The 19719-nt window shown below is 63.5% G+C and carries 16 protein-coding genes; 10 read left to right on the top strand and 6 right to left on the bottom strand.

The features are described 5' to 3' along the window. Nucleotides 1-3: 3 nt before the first annotated feature. Nucleotides 4-1557, top strand: coding sequence for a galactarate dehydratase (gene garD, locus GN234_RS13790; protein ID WP_116834171.1), 1554 nt, complete (start codon nucleotides 4-6; stop codon nucleotides 1555-1557). Nucleotides 1558-1813: 256 nt separating this feature from the next. Then, nucleotides 1814-2755 (top strand): AEC family transporter, encoded by a 942-nt coding sequence (locus GN234_RS13785; RefSeq protein WP_109753533.1) that lies wholly within the window; start codon nucleotides 1814-1816, stop codon nucleotides 2753-2755. Nucleotides 2756-2886: 131 nt separating this feature from the next. Here GN234_RS13785 and GN234_RS13780 read toward each other — a convergent pair whose 3' ends face one another. The 6 genes from GN234_RS13780 to gatC all read right to left on the bottom strand — a co-directional run bounded on the left by GN234_RS13780 (nucleotide 2887) and on the right by gatC (nucleotide 8147). Next, nucleotides 2887-3267 carry a carboxymuconolactone decarboxylase family protein gene (locus GN234_RS13780; RefSeq protein WP_076383558.1) on the bottom strand — a complete coding sequence of 127 codons (381 nt, stop codon included), beginning with the start codon at nucleotides 3265-3267 and terminating at the stop codon, nucleotides 2887-2889. Further along, entirely contained in the window at nucleotides 3264-4325 is a 1062-nt protein-coding gene (locus GN234_RS13775) for a calcium/sodium antiporter (protein ID WP_109753534.1), read from the bottom strand. Before GN234_RS13775 ends, GN234_RS13780 begins: the two co-directional genes overlap by 4 nt. A 49-nt stretch (nucleotides 4326-4374) precedes the next feature. Beyond that, complete coding sequence (locus tag GN234_RS13770; RefSeq protein ID WP_109753719.1) at nucleotides 4375-4752, bottom strand: septal ring lytic transglycosylase RlpA family protein; 378 nt, start codon at nucleotides 4750-4752, stop codon at nucleotides 4375-4377. A gap of 183 nt (nucleotides 4753-4935) precedes the next feature. Next, nucleotides 4936-6381: an Asp-tRNA(Asn)/Glu-tRNA(Gln) amidotransferase subunit GatB gene (gene gatB, locus GN234_RS13765; protein WP_109753535.1), complete on the bottom strand. Its 1446-nt coding sequence runs from the start codon at nucleotides 6379-6381 to the stop codon at nucleotides 4936-4938. Nucleotides 6382-6391: 10 nt separating this feature from the next. Further along, entirely contained in the window at nucleotides 6392-7843 is a 1452-nt protein-coding gene (gatA, locus tag GN234_RS13760) for an Asp-tRNA(Asn)/Glu-tRNA(Gln) amidotransferase subunit GatA (protein ID WP_109753536.1), read from the bottom strand. Nucleotides 7844-7859: 16 nt separating this feature from the next. Continuing rightward, complete coding sequence (gatC, locus tag GN234_RS13755; RefSeq protein ID WP_003197816.1) at nucleotides 7860-8147, bottom strand: Asp-tRNA(Asn)/Glu-tRNA(Gln) amidotransferase subunit GatC; 288 nt, start codon at nucleotides 8145-8147, stop codon at nucleotides 7860-7862. A 214-nt stretch (nucleotides 8148-8361) separates the two neighbouring features. On the opposite strand from gatC, the gene mreB reads away from it, so the two are divergent. The 8 genes from mreB (at nucleotide 8362) to tldD (ending at nucleotide 19643) form a co-directional block, all read left to right on the top strand. Next, complete coding sequence (gene mreB, locus GN234_RS13750; protein ID WP_002555108.1) at nucleotides 8362-9399, top strand: rod shape-determining protein MreB; 1038 nt, start codon at nucleotides 8362-8364, stop codon at nucleotides 9397-9399. Between the two features lie 176 nt (nucleotides 9400-9575). Then, a complete protein-coding gene (gene mreC, locus GN234_RS13745) occupies nucleotides 9576-10673 on the top strand; it encodes a rod shape-determining protein MreC (protein WP_233459552.1) in 1098 nt (365 codons plus the stop codon). Beyond that, complete coding sequence (gene mreD / locus GN234_RS13740) at nucleotides 10670-11158, top strand: rod shape-determining protein MreD (protein ID WP_003197820.1); 489 nt, start codon at nucleotides 10670-10672, stop codon at nucleotides 11156-11158. The genes mreC and mreD overlap by 4 nt, the downstream gene beginning before the upstream one ends. A gap of 37 nt (nucleotides 11159-11195) precedes the next feature. Then, on the top strand, nucleotides 11196-11792 hold the full coding sequence (locus GN234_RS13735) for a Maf family protein (RefSeq protein ID WP_109753538.1): 597 nt from the start codon (nucleotides 11196-11198) through the stop codon (nucleotides 11790-11792). A 55-nt stretch (nucleotides 11793-11847) separates the two neighbouring features. After that, nucleotides 11848-13305, top strand: coding sequence for a ribonuclease G (gene rng, locus GN234_RS13730; protein ID WP_018613976.1), 1458 nt, complete (start codon nucleotides 11848-11850; stop codon nucleotides 13303-13305). A 60-nt stretch (nucleotides 13306-13365) separates the two neighbouring features. Beyond that, complete coding sequence (locus tag GN234_RS13725; protein ID WP_176688619.1) at nucleotides 13366-17169, top strand: YhdP family protein; 3804 nt, start codon at nucleotides 13366-13368, stop codon at nucleotides 17167-17169. A gap of 162 nt (nucleotides 17170-17331) precedes the next feature. Next, on the top strand, nucleotides 17332-18195 hold the full coding sequence (locus GN234_RS13720; RefSeq protein WP_109753540.1) for a carbon-nitrogen hydrolase family protein: 864 nt from the start codon (nucleotides 17332-17334) through the stop codon (nucleotides 18193-18195). 5 nt (nucleotides 18196-18200) lie between these two features. Then, entirely contained in the window at nucleotides 18201-19643 is a 1443-nt protein-coding gene (gene tldD, locus GN234_RS13715; protein ID WP_072341241.1) for a metalloprotease TldD, read from the top strand. The last annotated feature ends 76 nt before the right edge of the window (nucleotides 19644-19719 follow it).

Here is a 19719-nt window from a genome sequence, read left to right as displayed (position 1 = left end):
TCAATGCAACTGATTGAACATGCCGATTCGCCCCGTTACATCCGCCTGCACGAGCGGGATAACGTGGTGATCGTCGTCAATGACCAGGGCGTACCAGCCGGGACCGAGTTCCCGGATGGCCTGGTCACCGTCGACTTTGTGCCGCAGAGTCATAAAGTCACCTTGCAAGACATTCCCGAGGGTGGCGAGGTGATCCGCTACGGCCAGGTCATTGGCTACGCGCTGCAACCGATCCCCCGTGGCAGCTGGGTCAAGGAAGACCAGTTGCGCATGCCCACCGCGCCGCCGTTGGACAGCTTGCCGCTGTCCACCGATGTGCCGACGGCCGATGCGCCGCTGGAGGGCTACACCTTCGAGGGCTATCGCAACGCTGACGGTACTGTCGGCACGCGCAACATCCTGGGCATCACCACCACGGTGCAGTGCGTCACCGGCGTGCTGGACCATGCGGTCAAGCGCATCAAGGACGAATTGCTGCCCAAATACCCGAACGTCGATGACGTGGTGGCGCTGACCCACAGCTACGGCTGCGGCGTGGCGATCACCGCCACCGACGCCTACATCCCGATCCGCACCGTGCGTAACCTGGCGCGCAACCCGAACCTGGGTGGCGAAGCACTGGTGATCAGCCTGGGCTGCGAGAAATTGCAGGCCGGGCAGGTGATGCATGAGAACGACAGTTCGGTGGACCTCAGCGAGCCGTGGTTGTATCGCTTGCAGGATTCCAGTCACGGCTTCACCGAAATGATCGAACAGATCATGGAGCTGGCCGAGACTCGCTTGAAGAAGCTCGACCAGCGCCGTCGCGAAACCGTGCCAGCCTCGGAGCTGATCCTGGGCATGCAGTGCGGTGGCAGCGATGCGTTTTCCGGCATCACCGCCAACCCGGCGCTGGGCTATGCCTCGGACCTGCTGTTGCGCGCGGGGGCGACGGTGATGTTCTCCGAAGTCACCGAAGTGCGCGATGCGATCTACCTGCTGACCTCCCGGGCACAAACCCAGGAGGTGGCCCAGGAACTGGTGCGGGAAATGGACTGGTACGACCGCTACCTGGCCAAGGGCGAGGCCGATCGCAGCGCCAACACCACGCCGGGCAACAAGAAGGGCGGGCTGTCGAACATCGTCGAGAAATCCCTCGGCTCGATCGTCAAGTCGGGCAGCAGCGCGATCAATGGCGTGCTCGGCCCGGGCGAGCGGTTCAAGCAAAAGGGCCTGATCTTTTGCGCCACACCGGCCAGTGATTTCGTCTGCGGCACGCTGCAACTGGCGGCGGGGATGAACCTGCATGTCTTCACTACCGGTCGCGGCACGCCGTACGGCTTGGCCATGGCCCCAGTGGTGAAGGTCTCGACCCGCACCGAACTGGCCCAGCGCTGGCCGGACCTGATCGACATCGACGCCGGCCGGATTGCCACCGGACGCGCCACCATCGAGGAGCTGGGCTGGGAGCTGTTCCACTACTACCTGGACGTGGCCAGCGGCAAGAAACAGACCTGGGCCGAGCGGCACAAGCTGTACAACGACATCACCTTGTTCAACCCGGCGCCGATTACCTGATGATTTCGTGATCGCTGGAGATCCTGTGTGGGAGCGAGCTTGCTCGCGATAGCGGTGGTTCAGCTTGGATTGATGTTGCATGTGCCGCCGTTATCGCGAGCAGACTCGCTCCCACAGGGACTGGAGTGAATTCAGTTTCTGTGAGCCCCCAAAAAATGTGGGAGCGAGCCTGCTCGCGATAACGCTCTACCAGACGCCAATGCCGTGAGTGGCTTATCATTAGCCACCTAACGACACCCCTCTGAAGGTCCTCGGCATGCTGGCAATTTTCCTCGAAACCCTGAACGTCACCGCGCCGGTGTTTGCCATGCTGTTTCTGGGGGTGTTGCTCAAGCGCATCGACTGGATCAACGACAACTTCATTCACATCGCCTCGTCCCTGGTGTTCAACGTCACCATGCCGGCGTTGTTGTTCCTCGGCATCCTCCATGCCGACCTGCATGCGGCGTTGCAGCCTGACCTGCTGATCTATTTCTCCGTCGCTACCCTGGCGAGTTTCGCCATGGCCTGGGGCTGGGCGATCTGGCGATGCCCGCGGGAAGATCGCGGCATCTACACCCAAGGTGCGTTTCGCGGCAACAACGGCGTCATCGGCCTGGCGCTGGCGGCGAGCATGTATGGCGACTACGGGATTTCCTTGGGGGCGATTCTCGCGGCGCTGGTGATCCTGTTCTACAACACCTTGTCGACCATCGTGCTGGCGGTCTACAGCCCAGTGATCAAGTCCGACCCGTGGAGCATCTGCAAAAGCGTGATCAGCAACCCGCTGATCATCAGTGTGATTGTCGCCACGCCGTTCGCCTACTGGCAGATCGGCCTGCCGAACTGGTTCGAGACCTCGGCCAAGTACTTGTCGCAAATGACCTTGCCCCTGGCGTTGATCTGCATCGGCGGCACACTGTCGCTGGCGGCCTTGCGCAAGAGCGGCAAGATGGCCTTGAGTTCGAGCCTGGTGAAAATGGTCGGCTTGCCACTGCTGACCACCCTCGGCGCCTGGCTCTGGGGCTTTCGCGGGGCGGAGCTGGGGATCCTGTTCCTGTACTTCGGCAGCCCCACCGCCGCCGCCAGCTTCGTCATGGCCCGGGCAGCCGATGGCAACCATGAACTGGCGGCGGCGATCATCGTCATCACCACCTTGATGGCAGCGATTACCACCAACCTGGGGATTTTTGTGTTGCAGTGGGGTGGGTGGATCTAGGTTCGAAGGTTGTGGTGTTCTTTAGGCCCAATCGCGAGCAGGCTCGCTCCCACAGAGCAGGTGTATCGGAATTTTATGTACACCGAAAATCCACTGTGGGAGCGAGCCTGCTCGCGATAGCGATCTAACGGTCACTCAGATTTCTGATAACTATCGATCACTTCCTGCGCCGCCCGAAACGCATCGATTGCCGCCGGCACGCCCGCATACACCGCGCAATGCAGCAACGCCTCGCGAATCTCTTCCACCGTGCAGCCATTGTTCAGCGCGCCACGTACGTGGCCTTTCAATTCCTGCGGGCATTTGAGGGCGGTGAGGGCGGCCAGGGTGATCAGGCTGCGGGTCTTCAGCGGCAGGCCTTCGCGGCTCCAGACGCTGCCCCAGGCATGTTCGTTGACGAAGTCCTGCAACGGTTGGGTGAATTCGGTGGCGTTGCCCAGGGCGCGGTCGACGAACGCGTCGCCCATGACCTGGCGACGCATGTCCAGGCCGGTCTTTGGAGTGTCGGTCATGGCAAATCCCTCTTGTGGTGTTGGCGGCGCCAGGCGCGCAGGGAGGTGAACAGCAAAAACGCGAGCAGGGTCGGCAGCACATAGAACAGCATCAGCCGTTCCAGTTGGCCGGCCAGGGGCATGCCGGTGGTGAACGCCACCACATGCAGCCCATAGGCCAGGTACAAGCCCAGGAACAGCAGGCCTTCGGCACGGGTGACACGGTAACCGGAATAGAACACCGGCAGGCACAGCACGGCGACGCCGAGCATTACCGGCAGGTCGAAATCCAGGGCGTTGGGCGAGACCGACAATGGCGAGGGTGCCGCCAGGGCGGTCACCCCCAGTACACCCAGCAGGTTGAACAGGTTGCTGCCGATCACGTTGCCCACCGCGATGTCCCGCTGCCCCCGCAGGGCGGCGATCAGCGAGGTGGCGAGTTCCGGCAGTGAGGTACTGACGGCGACGATGGTCAGGCCGATGATTCGCTCCGACAGCCCCAGGTCCGTCGCCACTTCCACCGCCGCACCCAACAGCAGGTGCCCGGCGAAAACCAGCATCGTCAGGCCCGTCACGATCATCGCCAGGCTTTTGGGCCAGGACATCTGCGCCATGTCGATACCCACGGTGTGCGGTCGTGCCGAATGCCGGGACTGGCGCAGCAACAGGCCCAGGTACACCGCCAGGGCCACCAGCAGCCATACGCCGTCCAGTCGGGTCAGTTCTTCGTTCCAGGCCAGCACGAACACCAGCAGGCTGGCACCGATCATCAACGGGATGTCCAGGCGCACCAGTTGGCGCGAAACGCGCAGCGGAATGATCAGCGCCGACAGCCCGAGGGTGACGAGGATGTTGAAGATGCTGCTACCGATCACGCTGCCCACGGCGATGTCGGCGTTCTGCGCCAGGGTCGCCTGCAGGCTGACGGCCATTTGCGGCGCACTGCTGCCGAAGGCTACGACGCTCAGGCCGATGATCAGCGGCCGGATTTGCAAGCGTGCCGCCAGGCCCACGGCGGCGCGTACCAGTAGCTCGGCACCGCCGACCAGCAACAGCAGGGCGCCGAACAGTTCGATCAGGCTGAGCAGCGGTAGGGCGGTGAGTAGGGAAATGGCCGGGCTCCGTCTATCAATCGTCGAGGGCTTGCACGCGCACCCGTGCGGTGCCGCTGCGCAACATGCCCAGTTGCTCGGCTGCTTCGCGGGATACGTCGATCAGGCGGCCTCGAGAGTATGGGCCACGGTCGTTGATGCGCACCACCACGCTGTTATTGTTGCCCAGGTTGGTGATTTTCACTCGTGTGCCGAACGGCAACTGGCGATGGGCGGCGGTCAGGCCATTCTGGTTGAAACGCTCGCCGCTGGCGGTGCGCTTGCCGTGGTGTTTTGCACCGTAATAAGAGGCGACGCCGGTCTGGTCGTAGCCGTGTGGATCGACCGTCCCGCTCTGGCTGGCGCAACCGGCCAGCAGGGACAGCAGGGCGCAGGCGCCGAGGAGACGCTTCATGTTCGGGGTTCCCACATCAATGGGGTTGTGGAATGCATTGTGGCGAGGGGAGCTTGCTCCCGCTGGGGCGCGCAGCGGCCCCCATTTCCGCTGCCGGATTGAGGGGCTGCTGCGCAGCCCAGCGGGAGCAAGCTCCCTCGCCACAGGTGTCCGAGCCAGATACCGGTACTGGCTCCATGGCTATCAGCCCTCGAGCTTGCTTTTGAGCAGTTCGTTGACCTGCTGCGGGTTGGCCTTGCCCTTGGAGGCTTTCATGGCCTGGCCGACGAAGAAGCCGAACATCTTGCCGCGCTTGGCTTCGTCTGCCGCACGGTACTGTTCGACCTGCTCGGCGTTGGCCGCGAGCATTTCATCGAGCACGGCGCTGATCGCACCGGTGTCGGTGACTTGCTTCAGGCCGCGCTTCTCGATGATCTCGTCGGCGCTGCCTTCACCATTGGCCATGGCTTCGAAGACCATCTTGGCGATCTTGCCGGAGATGGTGTTGTCCTTGATCCGCAGCAGCATGCCGCCCAATTGCTCGGCCGAGACCGGCGACTGGTCGATTTCCAGGCCCTGCTTGTTCAACAGGCTGCCCAGCTCCACCATCACCCAGTTGGCCGCCAGCTTGGCGTCGCCGCCGATGCTCACGACTTTCTCGAAGTAATCGGCCTGTTCGCGGCTGGTGGCCAGGACGTTGGCGTCATAGCTCGACAGCCCGAACTGCGCCTGGAAGCGCTCGCGTTTCTGCGGTGGCAGCTCCGGCAGGGTGGCGCGTACATCATTGAGGAACGAGTCCTCGATGACCACCGGCAGCAGGTCCGGATCGGGGAAGTAACGGTAGTCGTTGGCTTCTTCCTTGCTGCGCATCGGACGGGTCTCGTCCTTGTTCGGGTCGTACAGACGGGTCTGCTGGATGACCTTGCCGCCGTCCTCGATCAGTTCGATCTGGCGCTGGATCTCGCTGTTGATCGCCTTCTCGATGAAGCGGAACGAGTTGACGTTCTTGATCTCGCAGCGGGTGCCGAACTCGGCCTGGCCCTTGGGGCGGATCGACACGTTGCAGTCGCAGCGCAGCGAGCCTTCGGCCATGTTGCCGTCGCAGATACCCAGGTAACGCACCAGCGCGTGGATCGCCTTGACGTAGGCCACGGCCTCCTTGGCGCTGCGCATGTCCGGCTCGGAGACGATTTCCAGCAGCGGCGTGCCGGCACGGTTCAGGTCGATGCCGGTGGCGCCGTTGAATTCTTCGTGCAGGCTCTTGCCGGCGTCTTCTTCCAGGTGCGCCCGGGTGATGCCGACGCGCTTGACCGTGCCGTCTTCCAGGGCGATGTCCAGGTGGCCCTTGCCAACGATCGGCAGTTCCATCTGGCTGATCTGGTAGCCCTTGGGCAGGTCCGGGTAGAAGTAGTTCTTGCGGGCGAACACGTTGTGCTGGCCGATCTCGGCGTCAATCGCCAGGCCGAACATCACCGCCATGCGCACCGCTTCGGCGTTGAGCACCGGCAGCACGCCGGGCATGCCCAGGTCGACCAGGCTGGCCTGGGTGTTGGGCTCGGAGCCGAACGTGGTGGAGCTACCGGAAAAGATTTTCGACCGGGTGGTGAGCTGGGTATGAATCTCCAGCCCGATCACGACTTCCCATTGCATGTGTTTCTCCTCAGAAGCCGGTTGGGGTGCGGGTGTGCCAGTCAGTGTTCAGCTGATACTGATGGGCAACGTTCAACAGGCGGCCTTCCTGGAAATACGGCGCGAGCAGCTGTACGCCCACCGGCAGGCCATCGACGAAGCCGGCCGGCATGGACAGGCCCGGCAAGCCGGCGAGGTTGGCGGTGATGGTGTAGACGTCTTCCAGGTACTCGGCGACCGGGTCGCTGTTCTTGGCGCCGAGTTTCCAGGCCGGGTTCGGCGTGGTCGGGCCGAGGATGATGTCGACTTCGTTGAAGGCGGCCATGAAGTCGTTCTTCACCAGGCGGCGGATTTTCTGCGCCTTGAGGTAGTAGGCATCGTAGTAGCCAGCGGACAGCGCGTAGGCGCCGACCATGATCCGGCGCTGCACTTCGGCGCCGAAGCCTTCGCCGCGGGAACGCTTGTACAGGTCGATCAGGTTTTCCGGGTTCTCGCAGCGATAGCCGAAGCGCACGCCGTCGAAGCGCGACAGGTTCGAGGACGCTTCCGCCGGGGCGATTACGTAGTACGCGGGAATTGCGTGCTGCATGTTCGGCAGGCTGATTTCCTTGATGACCGCGCCGAGCTTCTCCAGCGCCTTGACGCTGTTGTGCACCAGCTCGGCGATGCGCGGGTCGAGACCGGCGCTGAAGTATTCCTTCGGTACGCCGATGCGCAGGCCTTGCAGCGAGCCGTTTAGGCTGGCGCTGTAGTCCGGCACCGGTTCATCGATGCTGGTGGAGTCGTTCGGGTCGAAGCCAGCCATGCCTTGCAGCAGGATCGCGCAGTCTTCGGCAGTGCGCGCCAGCGGGCCACCCTGGTCGAGGCTGGAGGCGTAGGCGATCATGCCCCAGCGCGAGACGCGGCCGTAGGTGGGCTTGAGGCCTGTGAGGTTGGTGAACGCCGCTGGTTGGCGAATCGAGCCGCCGGTGTCGGTGGCGGTAGCGGCTGGCAGCAGGCGCGCGGCCACGGCGGCGGCCGAACCGCCGGACGAACCGCCCGGTACGTGTTCCCGGTTCCACGGGTTCTTGACCGCGCCGTAGTAGCTCGACTCGTTGGCCGAGCCCATGGCGAATTCGTCCATGTTGGTCTTGCCCAGGGTCACGGTGCCGGCGGCGGCCAGCTTGGCGACCACGGTGGCGTCGTACGGTGCCTTGAAGTTGTCGAGCATCTTCGAGCCGCAACTGGTACGGATGCCCTGGGTGCAGAACAGGTCTTTATGGGCGATCGGGGCACCGAGCAGGGCGCCGCTCTCACCGTTGGCGCGCCGGGCGTCGGCGGCCTTGGCCTGGCCCAGGGCCAGCTCTTCGGTGAGGCTGATGAAGCTGTTGAGCTGCGGGTCGAGCTGGGCGATGCGCGCCAGCAGGACCTTGGTCAGTTCTTCGGAGGAAAACTTCTTGTCGGCGAGTCCGCGGGCGATCTCGGCCAGGGTCATGTGATGCATGAGAGGCTCTTTCCCTTTAGTCGATGACTTTCGGAACCAGGTACAGGCCGTTTTCGACCGCTGGTGCGATGGACTGGTAGGCCTCGCGGTGATTGGACTCGGTCACGACGTCGGCGCGCAGGCGCTGGCTGGCTTCCAGTGGGTGAGCCAGTGGTTCGATGCCGTCGGTATTGACCGCCTGCATCTCGTCGACCAGCCCCAGAATGCTGTTCAGGGCAGAAGTGATGTGTGGAAGATCGGCTTCATTGAGGCCCAGACAGGCCAGATGAGCGATTTTTTCCACGTCGGAGCGTTCAAGCGCCATGGGATTCTCCAGTGGAAAACAAAACGGACGCAGTCTGTCCGTGTGTTAGATTGTCGGAACACTACCGCATTTCTACGGCCTTACGGCCGCGATTGTGGGGTTTGGTGCACAGAAAAGCGGCCAATTTAACATATTGGCGCCTTGCCCAAAATCCCTGTCGTTGTTAGAGTTTGCCGCACTTTTTTACCCACGCGTTGCCTAGGGTCCCTTTCCCATGTTCAAGAAACTGCGTGGCATGTTTTCCAGCGATCTCTCCATTGACCTGGGCACTGCCAACACCCTTATTTACGTGCGCGAGCGCGGTATCGTCCTGAATGAACCCTCGGTCGTGGCCATCCGCACCCACGGTAACCAGAAGAGCGTCGTGGCTGTCGGCACCGAAGCCAAGCGCATGCTGGGCCGTACACCGGGCAACATCGCGGCCATTCGTCCGATGAAAGACGGCGTGATCGCCGACTTCAGCGTCTGCGAAAAGATGCTGCAGTACTTCATCAACAAGGTTCACGAAAACAGCTTCCTGCAGCCCAGCCCTCGCGTGCTGATCTGCGTTCCATGCAAGTCCACCCAGGTAGAGCGTCGGGCTATCCGTGAGTCGGCCCTCGGTGCCGGTGCCCGTGAAGTGTTCCTGATCGAAGAACCCATGGCCGCTGCCATCGGTGCCGGTCTGCCGGTGGAAGAAGCCCGTGGCTCGATGGTCGTTGACATCGGTGGCGGTACCACTGAAATCGCGCTGATCTCCCTCAACGGTGTGGTCTATGCCGAATCCGTGCGTGTGGGCGGCGACCGTTTCGACGAAGCGATCATCACTTATGTGCGTCGCAACTACGGCAGCCTGATCGGCGAATCCACCGCCGAGCGTATCAAGCAGGAAATCGGCACGGCCTACCCGGGCGGTGAAGTGCGTGAAGTCGACGTACGCGGCCGTAACCTGGCCGAAGGCGTTCCACGGGCCTTTACCCTCAACTCCAACGAAGTGCTCGAAGCGCTGCAAGAGTCGTTGGCGACCATCGTCCAGGCCGTCAAGAGCGCCCTGGAACAGTCGCCGCCGGAGCTGGCATCGGATATCGCCGAGCGCGGCCTGGTGCTGACCGGTGGTGGCGCACTGCTGCGTGACCTCGACAAACTGCTGGCCCAGGAAACCGGCCTGCCGGTGATCGTGGCCGAAGACCCGTTGACCTGCGTTGCCCGCGGCGGTGGCCGTGCATTGGAAATGATGGACAAGCACACCATGGACCTGCTCTCCAGCGAATAAGTTGGCTGGATCGTCTATGTTGTTCGCTCCCGGGCAGCACTTTGCAGTGCTGCCCGTTGGCGTTTATCTTCTGTCATTCGTATCCAGGCCGGTTTGATGCCGTATGAATAAAGAAAACATTTGCCTGGGAGGAGCGGCCTATTAAACCGCTTTTCGCCAAAGGCCCCTCATTGGGTGTGCGCCTGTTGGTGCTGACCGTGCTATCGGTCGCGCTGATGGTGGTCGATGCCCGTTTCACGGTGCTCAAGCCAGTGCGCAGCCAGATGTCGCTGGTGTTGATGGAATCCTACTGGATCACCGATCTGCCGCAGCGGTTGTGGCAAGGTGTGGCCAGTCAGTTTGGCAGCCGGACCGAGCTGGTCGCCGAAAACGAAAAACTCAAGACCGAAAACCTGCTGTTGCAGGGACGCATGCAGAAGCTGGCGGCCCTCACCGAGCAGAACGTTCGGCTGCGCGAGTTGCTCAACTCTTCCGCGCTGGTCAACGAGAAGGTCGAAGTGGCCGAGTTGATCGGCATGGACCCCAACCCCTTCACCCACCGCATCCTGATCAACAAGGGCGAGCGTGACGGTGTGGTCCTCGGCCAGCCGGTGCTCGATGCCCGTGGCCTGATGGGCCAGGTGGTGGAGTTGATGCCTTATACCTCCCGCGTCCTGTTGCTGACCGATACCACCCACAGCATTCCGGTGCAGGTCAACCGCAACGGCCTGCGGGCGATCGCCAGCGGCACCGGCAACCCGGAACGCCTGGAGCTGCGGCACGTGGCCGATACCGCCGACATCAAGGAAGGCGACCTGCTGGTCAGCTCCGGTCTTGGCCAGCGCTTCCCGGCTGGGTATCCGGTGGCGACGGTCAAGGAAGTCATTCATGACTCCGGCCAGCCGTTCGCCATCGTGCGCGCGGTGCCGACGGCGGCCCTGAATCGCAGCCGCTATCTGCTGCTGGTCTTCAGCGACAACCGCACCCCGGAAGAGCGGGCCAACGATGCCGCCGCGGCCCAGGAAGCCCAGGACCGGCAGGGCGGTGAGTCGGTCGCCCCGGCGCCAGCAGTTCCGGCGCCAGTCCCTGCCACCGTGCCAAAACCACAAGCGCCTGCATCGGCTGCACCGGCGGCACCGACACCCGCGCCGGCCGCTGCACCGGCTACGCCCGCTGCGAAACCGACCCGTTCGAGCACTCACGCGCCGGCGTCCCAGCCTGCCCGGCCCGCCGCCAAGCCGCCAGCCTCCACGCCGGACACCGCGCCAGCCACCAGGGGAGCACGAGAAGAATGAGCAGTACCCAATCCGGTAACGGCTGGATGGTCTGGCTGACCTTCGCCATCGGCCTGTTGCTCAGCGTTTCGCCGCTGCCGCAGTTCATGGAAATCCTGCGCCCACTGTGGCTGGCCCTGTTGCTGGCCTTCTGGGCACTGGCCTTGCCGCACAAGGTCGGCATGGTCACCGCCTGGTGTCTGGGCCTGGCCGAGGATGTGCTCTATGGCACGCTGCTGGGGCAGAACGCGCTGATCCTGACGTTGATCACCTTCCTGGTGCTGTCGCTGCAACAACGCCTGCGAATGTTCCCCATGTGGCAACAGTGCCTGGTGATCCTGGTGATCTTTGGCCTGGCGCAACTGGTGCAACTGTGGCTCAGCGCACTGACCGGCAATCGCCAGCCGACCCTGGCCCTGGTGCTGCCGGCTCTGGTCAGCGCCTTGCTCTGGCCTTGGGTGAGCTTCGGTTTGCGTGGCCTGCGTCTGCGTTTCAAAATCAACTGATTCGGTCAGGCATTGGCCTTGATAGGGAGATGTCTTGATGAAGCCGCTTTACCTCGCCTCAGGCTCACCGCGTCGGCGTGAGCTGCTCACGCAGATCGGCGTACCGTTTACCGCCGTCAGCGCGGACATCGACGAAACTCCCCTGGCTCACGAAACCCCATCGGCTTATGTCGAGCGCCTGGCACGCGGCAAGGCCGAGGCCGGGCGACGGGCCTTGCGCGCCGATGTGGATGGCTGCGTGCTAGGTGCGGACACCGCCGTGGTGCTGGACGGGCGGATTCTCGGCAAGCCACTGGACCAGGCCGACGCCATGACGATGCTCTTGAGCCTGTCCGGTCGCGAACATGAAGTACTGACTGCCATCGCCATACTGGATGGGCAGCATTGCGAATCTCGCGTGGTGCGCAGCCTGGTGCGCTTTCGTTCGATCACGGAGCAGGAAGCGGCGGCCTACTGGGCCAGTGGCGAACCCCGGGACAAGGCCGGCGGCTATGGCATCCAGGGTTTGGGGGCGGTTTTTGTCGCCGGGCTTGAGGGCAGTTATTCGGCCGTGGTCGGCCTGCCGCTGTGCGAAACCGCAGAACTACTGGGCCATTTCGGCATACCCTGTTGGCAAACCTTGAGCGCGCGCTGAGCGCCGTCTGACTGATGCGGCCATAATCGTGAACATGCCTGAACGAGACCCTGCCATGAGTGAAGAGATCCTGATCAACATCACGCCGATGGAATCGCGCGTGGCGGTGGTTGAAAACGGTGTGCTGCAAGAGGTCCACGTCGAGCGCACGCAAAAGCGTGGCATCGTCGGCAATATCTATAAAGGCAAGGTGGTGCGGGTGCTGCCGGGCATGCAGGCGGCCTTCGTCGATATAGGCCTGGACCGCGCGGCGTTCATCCATGCGTCGGAAATTTCCATGCGCGAAGGGCCGGCCGTGGAGAGCATCAGCGCGCTGGTCCATGAAGGCCAGAGTCTGGTAGTGCAGGTCACCAAGGACCCCATCGGCTCCAAGGGCGCGCGCCTGACCACGCAACTGTCGATTCCGTCGCGCTACCTGGTGTACATGCCGCGCACCGCCCATGTCGGCATTTCCCTGAAAATCGAAGACGAAGCCGAGCGCGAGCGCCTCAAGCAGGTGGTCAGCGACTGCGTGGAAAAAGAAGGCATCAAGGAAGCCGGTGGTTTCATCCTGCGTACCGCCGCCGAAGGGGCCGGGGCCGATGAAATCCTCATGGACATCCGCTACCTGCGCAGGCTCTGGGACCAGATCGCCGCGCAGATCAAGACCATCGCCACCCCCAGCGTGATCTACGAAGACCTGGGCCTGGCGCTACGTACGCTGCGGGATCTGGTCAGCCCCAAGATCGAGAAAATTCGCATCGACTCCCGGGAAACCTTCCAGAAAACCACCCAGTTCGTCGCCGAGCTGATGCCGGAAATCGCCGACCGCCTCGAGCATTACCCTGGCGAGCGACCGATTTTCGATCTGTATGGCGTCGAAGATGAAATCCAGAAGGCCCTGGAACGCAAGGTGCCGCTCAAGTCCGGCGGTTACCTGGTGGTCGATCCGGCCGAAGCCATGAGCACCATCGACGTCAACACCGGGGCGTTCGTCGGCCATCGCAACCTGGAAGAAACCATCTTCAAGACCAACCTGGAAGCCGCCACCGCCATCGCCCGGCAACTGCGCCTGCGTAACCTGGGCGGGATCATCATCATCGACTTCATCGACATGGAAGATGAAGAGCACCAGCGCCAGGTGCTGCGGACCCTGGAAAAACAACTCGAACGCGATCACGCCAAGACCAACATCATCGGGATCACCGAGTTGGGCTTGGTGCAGATGACCCGCAAGCGCACCCGCGAAAGCCTTGAGCAGGTGCTGTGCGAACCGTGCAGCAGTTGCCAGGGCCGCGGCAAGCTCAAGACTCCGGAAACCGTGTGTTACGAAATCTTCCGCGAAATCCTCCGGGAGGCGCGCGCCTACCAGGCGACCGGCTATAGAGTGTTGGCCAACCAGAAAGTGGTCGATCGCCTGCTCGACGAGGAGTCAGGTAATGTCGCGGAGTTGGAAGCATTTATCGGGCGCACGATTCGCTTCCAGGTGGAAACCATGTATTCCCAGGAACAATACGACGTGGTGTTGCTCTGAAGAGCTTGGGAAGCGGCGGGCCCGCGGATTTGATTGTCTTTGCCAGGGGAGCCCACTGACATGGAGCGTCTGACACGCATTATGGCGACGCTGACCCGTTGGGGGCTGGGTCTGTGCGCGCTGCTGTTGGTGCTGCTGGCGTTGTACGTCAGCCTCGGTCGCGAGCTGGTCCCGCTGGTAGCCGAATACCGTGCCGAGGTCGAGACCCGGGCCGGCGCAGCCCTGGGCATGCCCGTGCACATCGGCAGCCTCGACGGTAGCTGGAGCGGCCTGGCGCCGATCCTGGCGGCGCGCGACGTGGTGGTTGGCGAAGGCCCCAACGCCCTGCACCTGGACCAGGTGCGGGCCGTACCTGACCTGTGGGACAGCCTGTTGGCACGTCAGGTGCGCATCGCCCACCTGGAAGTCAGCGGCCTGAAGATCAGCCTCAAGGAGAGCGTCGACGGCAAGTGGGCCCTGGAAGGCTTGCCGGTGCAGGGCGATCAGCCCCTCGATCCGCAGCAATTGCTCGAACGCATGCAAATGGTTTCCAAGCTCTCGGTGCTCGATAGCCAGGTGACCTTGCAACCCGTCGAGCAACCACCGCTGACCCTGACCTACGTCGGCTTGAGCCTGCGCATCGGCGCCACCCGCCAGCGCCTGGATGCCCGCCTGACCCTGCCGGACGGCCAGCCGGTGGCGATCAACCTGCGTACCCGCCTGCGTGCCAGCGACTGGAAGAATGGTCAGGCCGATGCCTACTTGAGCCTGCCGCAAAGCGACTGGTCCAAATGGCTGCCGAAACGCCTGACCCAGCAATGGAATTTCTCCCAGATCAAGGCCGGCGGTGAGTTCTGGCTCAGTTGGGGCGAGGGCACGGTGCAAAGCGCGGCCATGCGCTTGAACGCACCGCAGCTCCAGGGCGCCTACGGCGAACGCAAGCCTGTGCAGATCCACAACCTGGCCCTCAACGGCTATTTCCAGCGCGGCAGCCAAGGGTTCACCGCAACCTTCGATTCCCTGGCGATGAACCTGGGCGAGACCCGCTGGGAATCGCGCCTGCAGCTGCAACAGAGTGCCGCCAGCGAAAAGACCGAGGAGCGCTGGCATCTGCAGGCCGACCGCCTCGACTTGACCCCGCTCACGCCTTTGCTCAATGCCCTGGCACCGCTGCCCGAGGGCCTGGCGACGACCATTGACCGTCTCAAGGTCACCGGTGGCCTGCGCAACGTGTTGCTGGACTACCGGCCGCAGAACACCGGTGACCAGAAAATCAGCTTCGCCACCAACCTGGACACCGTGGGCTTTGATGCCTATCGCGGTGCTCCGGCGGCGCGCAACGTCTCCGGGAGCTTGAGCGGTGACCTGGGCGGCGGCGAGCTGCGCATGGACAGCAAGGATTTTTCCCTGCACCTGGACCCGATCTTCGCCAAGCCCTGGCAGTACCTGCAGGCCAACGCCCGGCTGACCTGGAAGCTCGACAAGCAAGGATTCACCCTGATCGCGCCGTATCTGAAGGTGCTGGGCGAGGAGGGCCGGATTGCCGGCGACTTCCTGATCCGCCTGCATTTCGACCACAGCCAGGAAGACTACATGGACCTGCGGGTCGGCCTGGTGGACGGTGACGGACGCTACACCGCCAAGTACCTGCCGGCGGTCCTCAGCCCGGCGCTGGATGAGTGGCTGCGCACGGCCATCGTCAAGGGCGCGGTGGACGAGGGCTTTTTCCAGTACCAAGGCTCGCTGAATAAAGGTGCCGGGGACGCGGACCGCAGCATCAGCCTGTTTTTCAAGGTGCATGACGCCGAGCTGGCGTTCCAGCCGGGCTGGCCTTCGGTCAGCAAGGTCAGCGGCGATGTCTTCGTCGAAGACAGCGGCGTGCGCATCTTCGCCAGCCAAGGGCAACTGCTCGATACCCAGGTCAAGGATGTGTCGGTGAACATTCCCCATGTGCCGACCGGGCAGAGTTCTCATCTGCTGCTGGACGGCGGGTTCGCCGGAGGGCTGGGCGACGGCCTGAAAATCCTCCAGACGGCACCGATCGGGACCGCCGAGACGTTCGCCGGCTGGGAAGGCGAGGGCGACCTGCAAGGCAGCGTGAAGCTCGATATCCCGCTGGTCAAAGGCGAGCAACCGAAGATCCTGGTGGACTTCGCCACCGACAAGGCCCGCCTCAAGCTCAGCGAACCGGCGTTGGAGCTGACTCAGCTCAAGGGCGATTTCCGCTTCGACAGCAACAAGGGCTTGAGCGGCAAGGGCATCAGCGCCCGGGCATTCGACCGGCCTGTGACCGCGCAGATTTTCGCTGAGGGCCGTGCCGGCGCGCTCAATACGCGGGTCGCTGCGTCCGGGCAGGTGGAGATCAAGAAACTCAGCAGTTGGCTGAATGTCACCCAGCCGTTGCCGGTATCCGGTGTCGTGCCCTACCAGTTGCAAGTAATCCTCGACGGTGCCGACAGCCAGTTGTCGGTCAGTTCCAACCTCAAGGGCGTGGCCGTCGACCTGCCGGCACCTTTTGGCATGGCCGCCGATGTCGGGCGTGACACGGTGTTTCGCATGACCCTGCAAGGGCCGGAGCGGCGTTATTGGGTCGATTATGGCGACCTGGCCAGCTTCACTTACGCTGCACCGAGCGGGAAAATCGCCGACGGTCGCGGCGAGTTGTTGCTGGGTGCCGGTGATGCGGTCCTGCCTGGGGCCAAGGGGTTGCGACTGCGCGGCAAACTGTCGGAACTGGACGTAAGCCCGTGGCAGGACCTGGTGAACAAGTACGCCGGTCAGGATCCGGGCGGCAGCGCCAAGCAACTGCTCAGCAGCGTCGATCTGAGCGTCGGCAAGCTCACGGCCATGGGCACCACCCTGGACCAGGCGTCGGTGCAACTGGACCGCAAGCCGGACGCCTGGGCCTTGCGCCTCGACAGCCAGCAGGCCAAGGGCAACGTCAGCCTGCCGGATGCGAAGGCCGCCCCGATTGGTATCAAGCTTGATTATGTTCGCCTGCCAGCCACGGACCCGACGGTCCAGGCGGATGAAAACGCACCGGACCCGTTGGCGTCGGTCGATCCCGGGAAAATCCCGGCCATGGATATTGCCATCGACCAATTGTTCCAGGGCCCAGATCTTATCGGTGCGTGGTCGTTGAAAGTGCGCCCGACCGCCAAGGGCATCGCGCTGAACAATCTGGACATGGGCCTCAAGGGCATGGTGTTGAACGGCAGTGGCGGCTGGGAAGGCGTGCCCGGTTCCACCAGCAGTTGGTACAAGGGCCGTATCAGCGGCAAGAACCTGGGCGATGTGCTCAAGGGCTGGGGCTTTGCCCCGAGCGTGACCAGCCAGGAATTCCGCCTGGATGTCGATGGTCGCTGGCCCGGTTCGCCGGCGTGGGTTGCCACCAAGCGCTTTTCCGGCAGCCTCGACGCGTCGCTGAGCAAGGGCCAGTTCGTCGAAGTCGAAGGCAGCGCCCAGGCGTTGCGGGTATTTGGCCTGCTGAACTTCAACTCCATCGGCCGACGCTTGCGCCTGGACTTCTCCGACCTGTTCGGCAAGGGCTTGAGCTACGATCGGGTCAAGGGGCTGCTGGTGGCGAGCGACGGTGTATACGTAACCCGCGAACCCATTACCCTGACCGGGCCGTCGAGCAACCTGGAACTCAACGGCACGCTGGACATGGTGGCCGACCGGGTCGACGCCAAGCTGCTGGTGACGCTGCCGGTGACCAACAACCTGCCGATCGCCGCGCTGATCGTTGGCGCACCGGCGGTGGGTGGGGCGCTGTTTCTGATCGACAAACTGATCGGTGACCGCGTCGCGCGATTTGCCAGCGTAAGATACGACGTCAAGGGGCCGTGGAAAGAGCCGAAGATCACCTTCGACAAGCCGTTCTGACAGTTCGACGCCAACCCCCTTGTGGGAGCGGGCCTGTGGGAGAAAAGCTTGCTCGCGATTGCGGTGTATCAACCAGCCTATATGTTGGATGTACCTGCCTCATCGCGAGCAAGCTTTGCTCCCACACCCGCCTTGGGCGAGGATAAAATTGGGGGATGCACCATGCCAGTCGCAGTGATTCAAATGGTCAGCCAGAGCGATGTGCTCGCCAACCTGGCGCGTGCCCGAGTGTTGCTGGAGCAGGCCGCCGCCGGCGGCGCGAGGCTGGCAGTGCTGCCCGAGAATTTTGCCGCGATGGGGCGCAGGGACATCGCCGAGATCGGCCGCGCCGAAGCCTTTGGTCAGGGACCGATCCTGCCCTGGTTGAAACAGGTCGCCCGTGACCTCAAGTTATGGATTGTGGCCGGCACGTTGCCGTTACCGCCGGTGGATCAGCCCGAGGCCAGGTCCCATGCCTGTTCGTTGCTGGTGGACGACCAAGGCCAGATCGTCGCGCGCTACGACAAGTTGCACCTGTTCGATGTGGATGTGGCGGACAATCGCGGGCGCTATCGCGAGTCGGATGACTATGCTTATGGTGCCAACGTGGTGGTTGCCGATACTCCAGTGGGGCGGGTGGGCCTGACGGTCTGTTATGACTTGCGGTTCCCGGAGCTCTACAGCGAGCTGCGAGCTGCCGGGGCCGAGCTGATCACGGCGCCCTCGGCGTTCACCGCGGTGACTGGCGCCGCCCATTGGGACGTGCTGATCCGCGCCCGGGCGATCGAGACCCAGTGCTATGTGCTGGCGGCCGCCCAGGGCGGCCTGCATCCGGGGCCACGGGAAACCTTTGGCCATGCCGCGATTGTCGACCCGTGGGGCCGCGTGCTGGCGCAACAGGATCAAGGCGAGGCCGTGCTGCTGGCCGAGCGCGACAACAATGAACAGGCGTCCATCCGGGCGCGCATGCCGGTGGCTAGCCATCGGCGCTTTTTCTCGCAGGGCGCTCGACAGCGACCTGTCCAAGACGACGAATTCAAGGCGTAAATCATATGAGCGGGTTGTTGTCCTCAGTCAGTGAACACCTTTTAGCCCCCGGCGGCGTAACCCTCGAAAGCCTGCAAGGCGTGCTGGGCGACCTGGCCGGCCCGGGCATCGATGCCGCCGACCTGTATTTCCAGGGGCAGATCTCCGAGTCCTGGTCGCTGGAAGACGGCATCGTCAAGGAAGGCAGTTTCAACCTTGACCAGGGCGTGGGCGTGCGCGCCCAGTCCGGGGAAAAGACCGGTTTTGCCTATAGCAACGCCATCACCCTCGAAGCCCTCGGTGCCGCTGCCCGTGCGGCCCGCTCGATCTCCCGCGCCGGGCAGAACGGCACGGTCCAGGCGTTCAGCAGCCAGGACGTGGCGCAGCTGTATGCGCCGGACAACCCGCTGGAAGTCATGAGCCGCGCCGAAAAAGTCGAGTTGCTCAAGCGCATCGACGTCGCGACCCGGGCCCTCGACCCGCGCATCCAGCAAGTGACGGTGAGCATGGCCGGGGTCTGGGAACGGATCCTCGTGGCCTCCACCGACGGCGGCCTGGCGGCGGACGTGCGGCCCCTGGTACGGTTCAACGTCAGCGTGATCGTCGAGCAGAACGGTCGTCGTGAGCGTGGCGGCCATGGCGGCGGTGGACGCACCGACTACCGTTATTTCCTCAGCGAAGACCGCGCCATGGGGTACGCCCGCGAAGCGCTGCGCCAGGCGCTGGTCAACCTGGAGGCGATCCCGGCCCCGGCCGGTACATTGCCGGTGGTATTGGGTTCCGGCTGGTCCGGCGTGCTCCTGCACGAAGCGGTGGGGCACGGCCTGGAAGGCGATTTCAACCGCAAGGGCAGCTCGGCCTACAGCGGGCGCATGGGTGAAATGGTCGCCTCGAAACTCTGCACCATTGTCGATGACGGCACCCTGGCCGGACGTCGCGGTTCCCTGAGCGTCGATGACGAAGGCACGCCGACCGAGTGCACCACGCTGATCGAGAACGGCGTGCTCAAGGGCTACATGCAAGACAAGCTCAACGCCCGCCTGATGGGCGTGGCCCGTACCGGCAACGGTCGCCGCGAATCCTACGCGCACCTGCCGATGCCGCGCATGACCAACACCTACATGCTGGGTGGCCAAAGCGATCCGGCGGAAATCATTGCCTCGGTGAAAAAAGGCATCTATTGCGCCAACCTCGGCGGTGGCCAAGTGGACATCACCAGCGGCAAGTTCGTGTTCTCCACCAGCGAGGCCTACCTGATCGAGGACGGCAAGATCACCGCGCCGGTCAAGGGCGCGACCCTGATCGGCAATGGGCCGGAGGCGATGAGCAAGGTGTCGATGGTCGGTAACGACCTGGCGCTGGACAGTGGCGTGGGGACGTGTGGCAAGGATGGGCAATCGGTGCCGGTAGGCGTCGGCCAACCGACCCTGAAGATCGATGCGATTACCGTGGGTGGCACGGGCGCATGAAAATGCTCAGGGGCTTGCGCGAGTCATCGTGGCGAGGGAGCTTGCTCCCGCTGGGCTACGCAGTAGCCCCGATGCG

This window comes from Pseudomonas bijieensis (genome assembly GCF_013347965.1).
Taxonomy (GTDB): Bacteria; Pseudomonadota; Gammaproteobacteria; order Pseudomonadales; family Pseudomonadaceae; genus Aquipseudomonas; species Aquipseudomonas bijieensis.
The sequence above is the reverse complement of the archived record's forward strand: the minus strand, read 5'-3'. Positions and strand labels throughout refer to the sequence as shown.

Coding starts and splice junctions, on each gene's coding strand:
- garD (WP_116834171.1), top strand. CDS start 4: ATGCAACTGATTGAACATGCCGATTCGCCCCGTTACATCCGCCTGCAC.
- GN234_RS13785 (WP_109753533.1), top strand. CDS start 1,814: ATGCTGGCAATTTTCCTCGAAACCCTGAACGTCACCGCGCCGGTGTTT.
- GN234_RS13780 (WP_076383558.1), bottom strand. CDS start 3,267: ATGACCGACACTCCAAAGACCGGCCTGGACATGCGTCGCCAGGTCATG.
- GN234_RS13770 (WP_109753719.1), bottom strand. CDS start 4,752: ATGAAGCGTCTCCTCGGCGCCTGCGCCCTGCTGTCCCTGCTGGCCGGT.
- gatB (WP_109753535.1), bottom strand. CDS start 6,381: ATGCAATGGGAAGTCGTGATCGGGCTGGAGATTCATACCCAGCTCACC.
- gatA (WP_109753536.1), bottom strand. CDS start 7,843: ATGCATCACATGACCCTGGCCGAGATCGCCCGCGGACTCGCCGACAAG.
- gatC (WP_003197816.1), bottom strand. CDS start 8,147: ATGGCGCTTGAACGCTCCGACGTGGAAAAAATCGCTCATCTGGCCTGT.
- mreB (WP_002555108.1), top strand. CDS start 8,362: ATGTTCAAGAAACTGCGTGGCATGTTTTCCAGCGATCTCTCCATTGAC.
- mreD (WP_003197820.1), top strand. CDS start 10,670: ATGAGCAGTACCCAATCCGGTAACGGCTGGATGGTCTGGCTGACCTTC.
- GN234_RS13735 (WP_109753538.1), top strand. CDS start 11,196: ATGAAGCCGCTTTACCTCGCCTCAGGCTCACCGCGTCGGCGTGAGCTG.
- rng (WP_018613976.1), top strand. CDS start 11,848: ATGAGTGAAGAGATCCTGATCAACATCACGCCGATGGAATCGCGCGTG.
- GN234_RS13725 (WP_176688619.1), top strand. CDS start 13,366: ATGGAGCGTCTGACACGCATTATGGCGACGCTGACCCGTTGGGGGCTG.
- GN234_RS13720 (WP_109753540.1), top strand. CDS start 17,332: ATGCCAGTCGCAGTGATTCAAATGGTCAGCCAGAGCGATGTGCTCGCC.
- tldD (WP_072341241.1), top strand. CDS start 18,201: ATGAGCGGGTTGTTGTCCTCAGTCAGTGAACACCTTTTAGCCCCCGGC.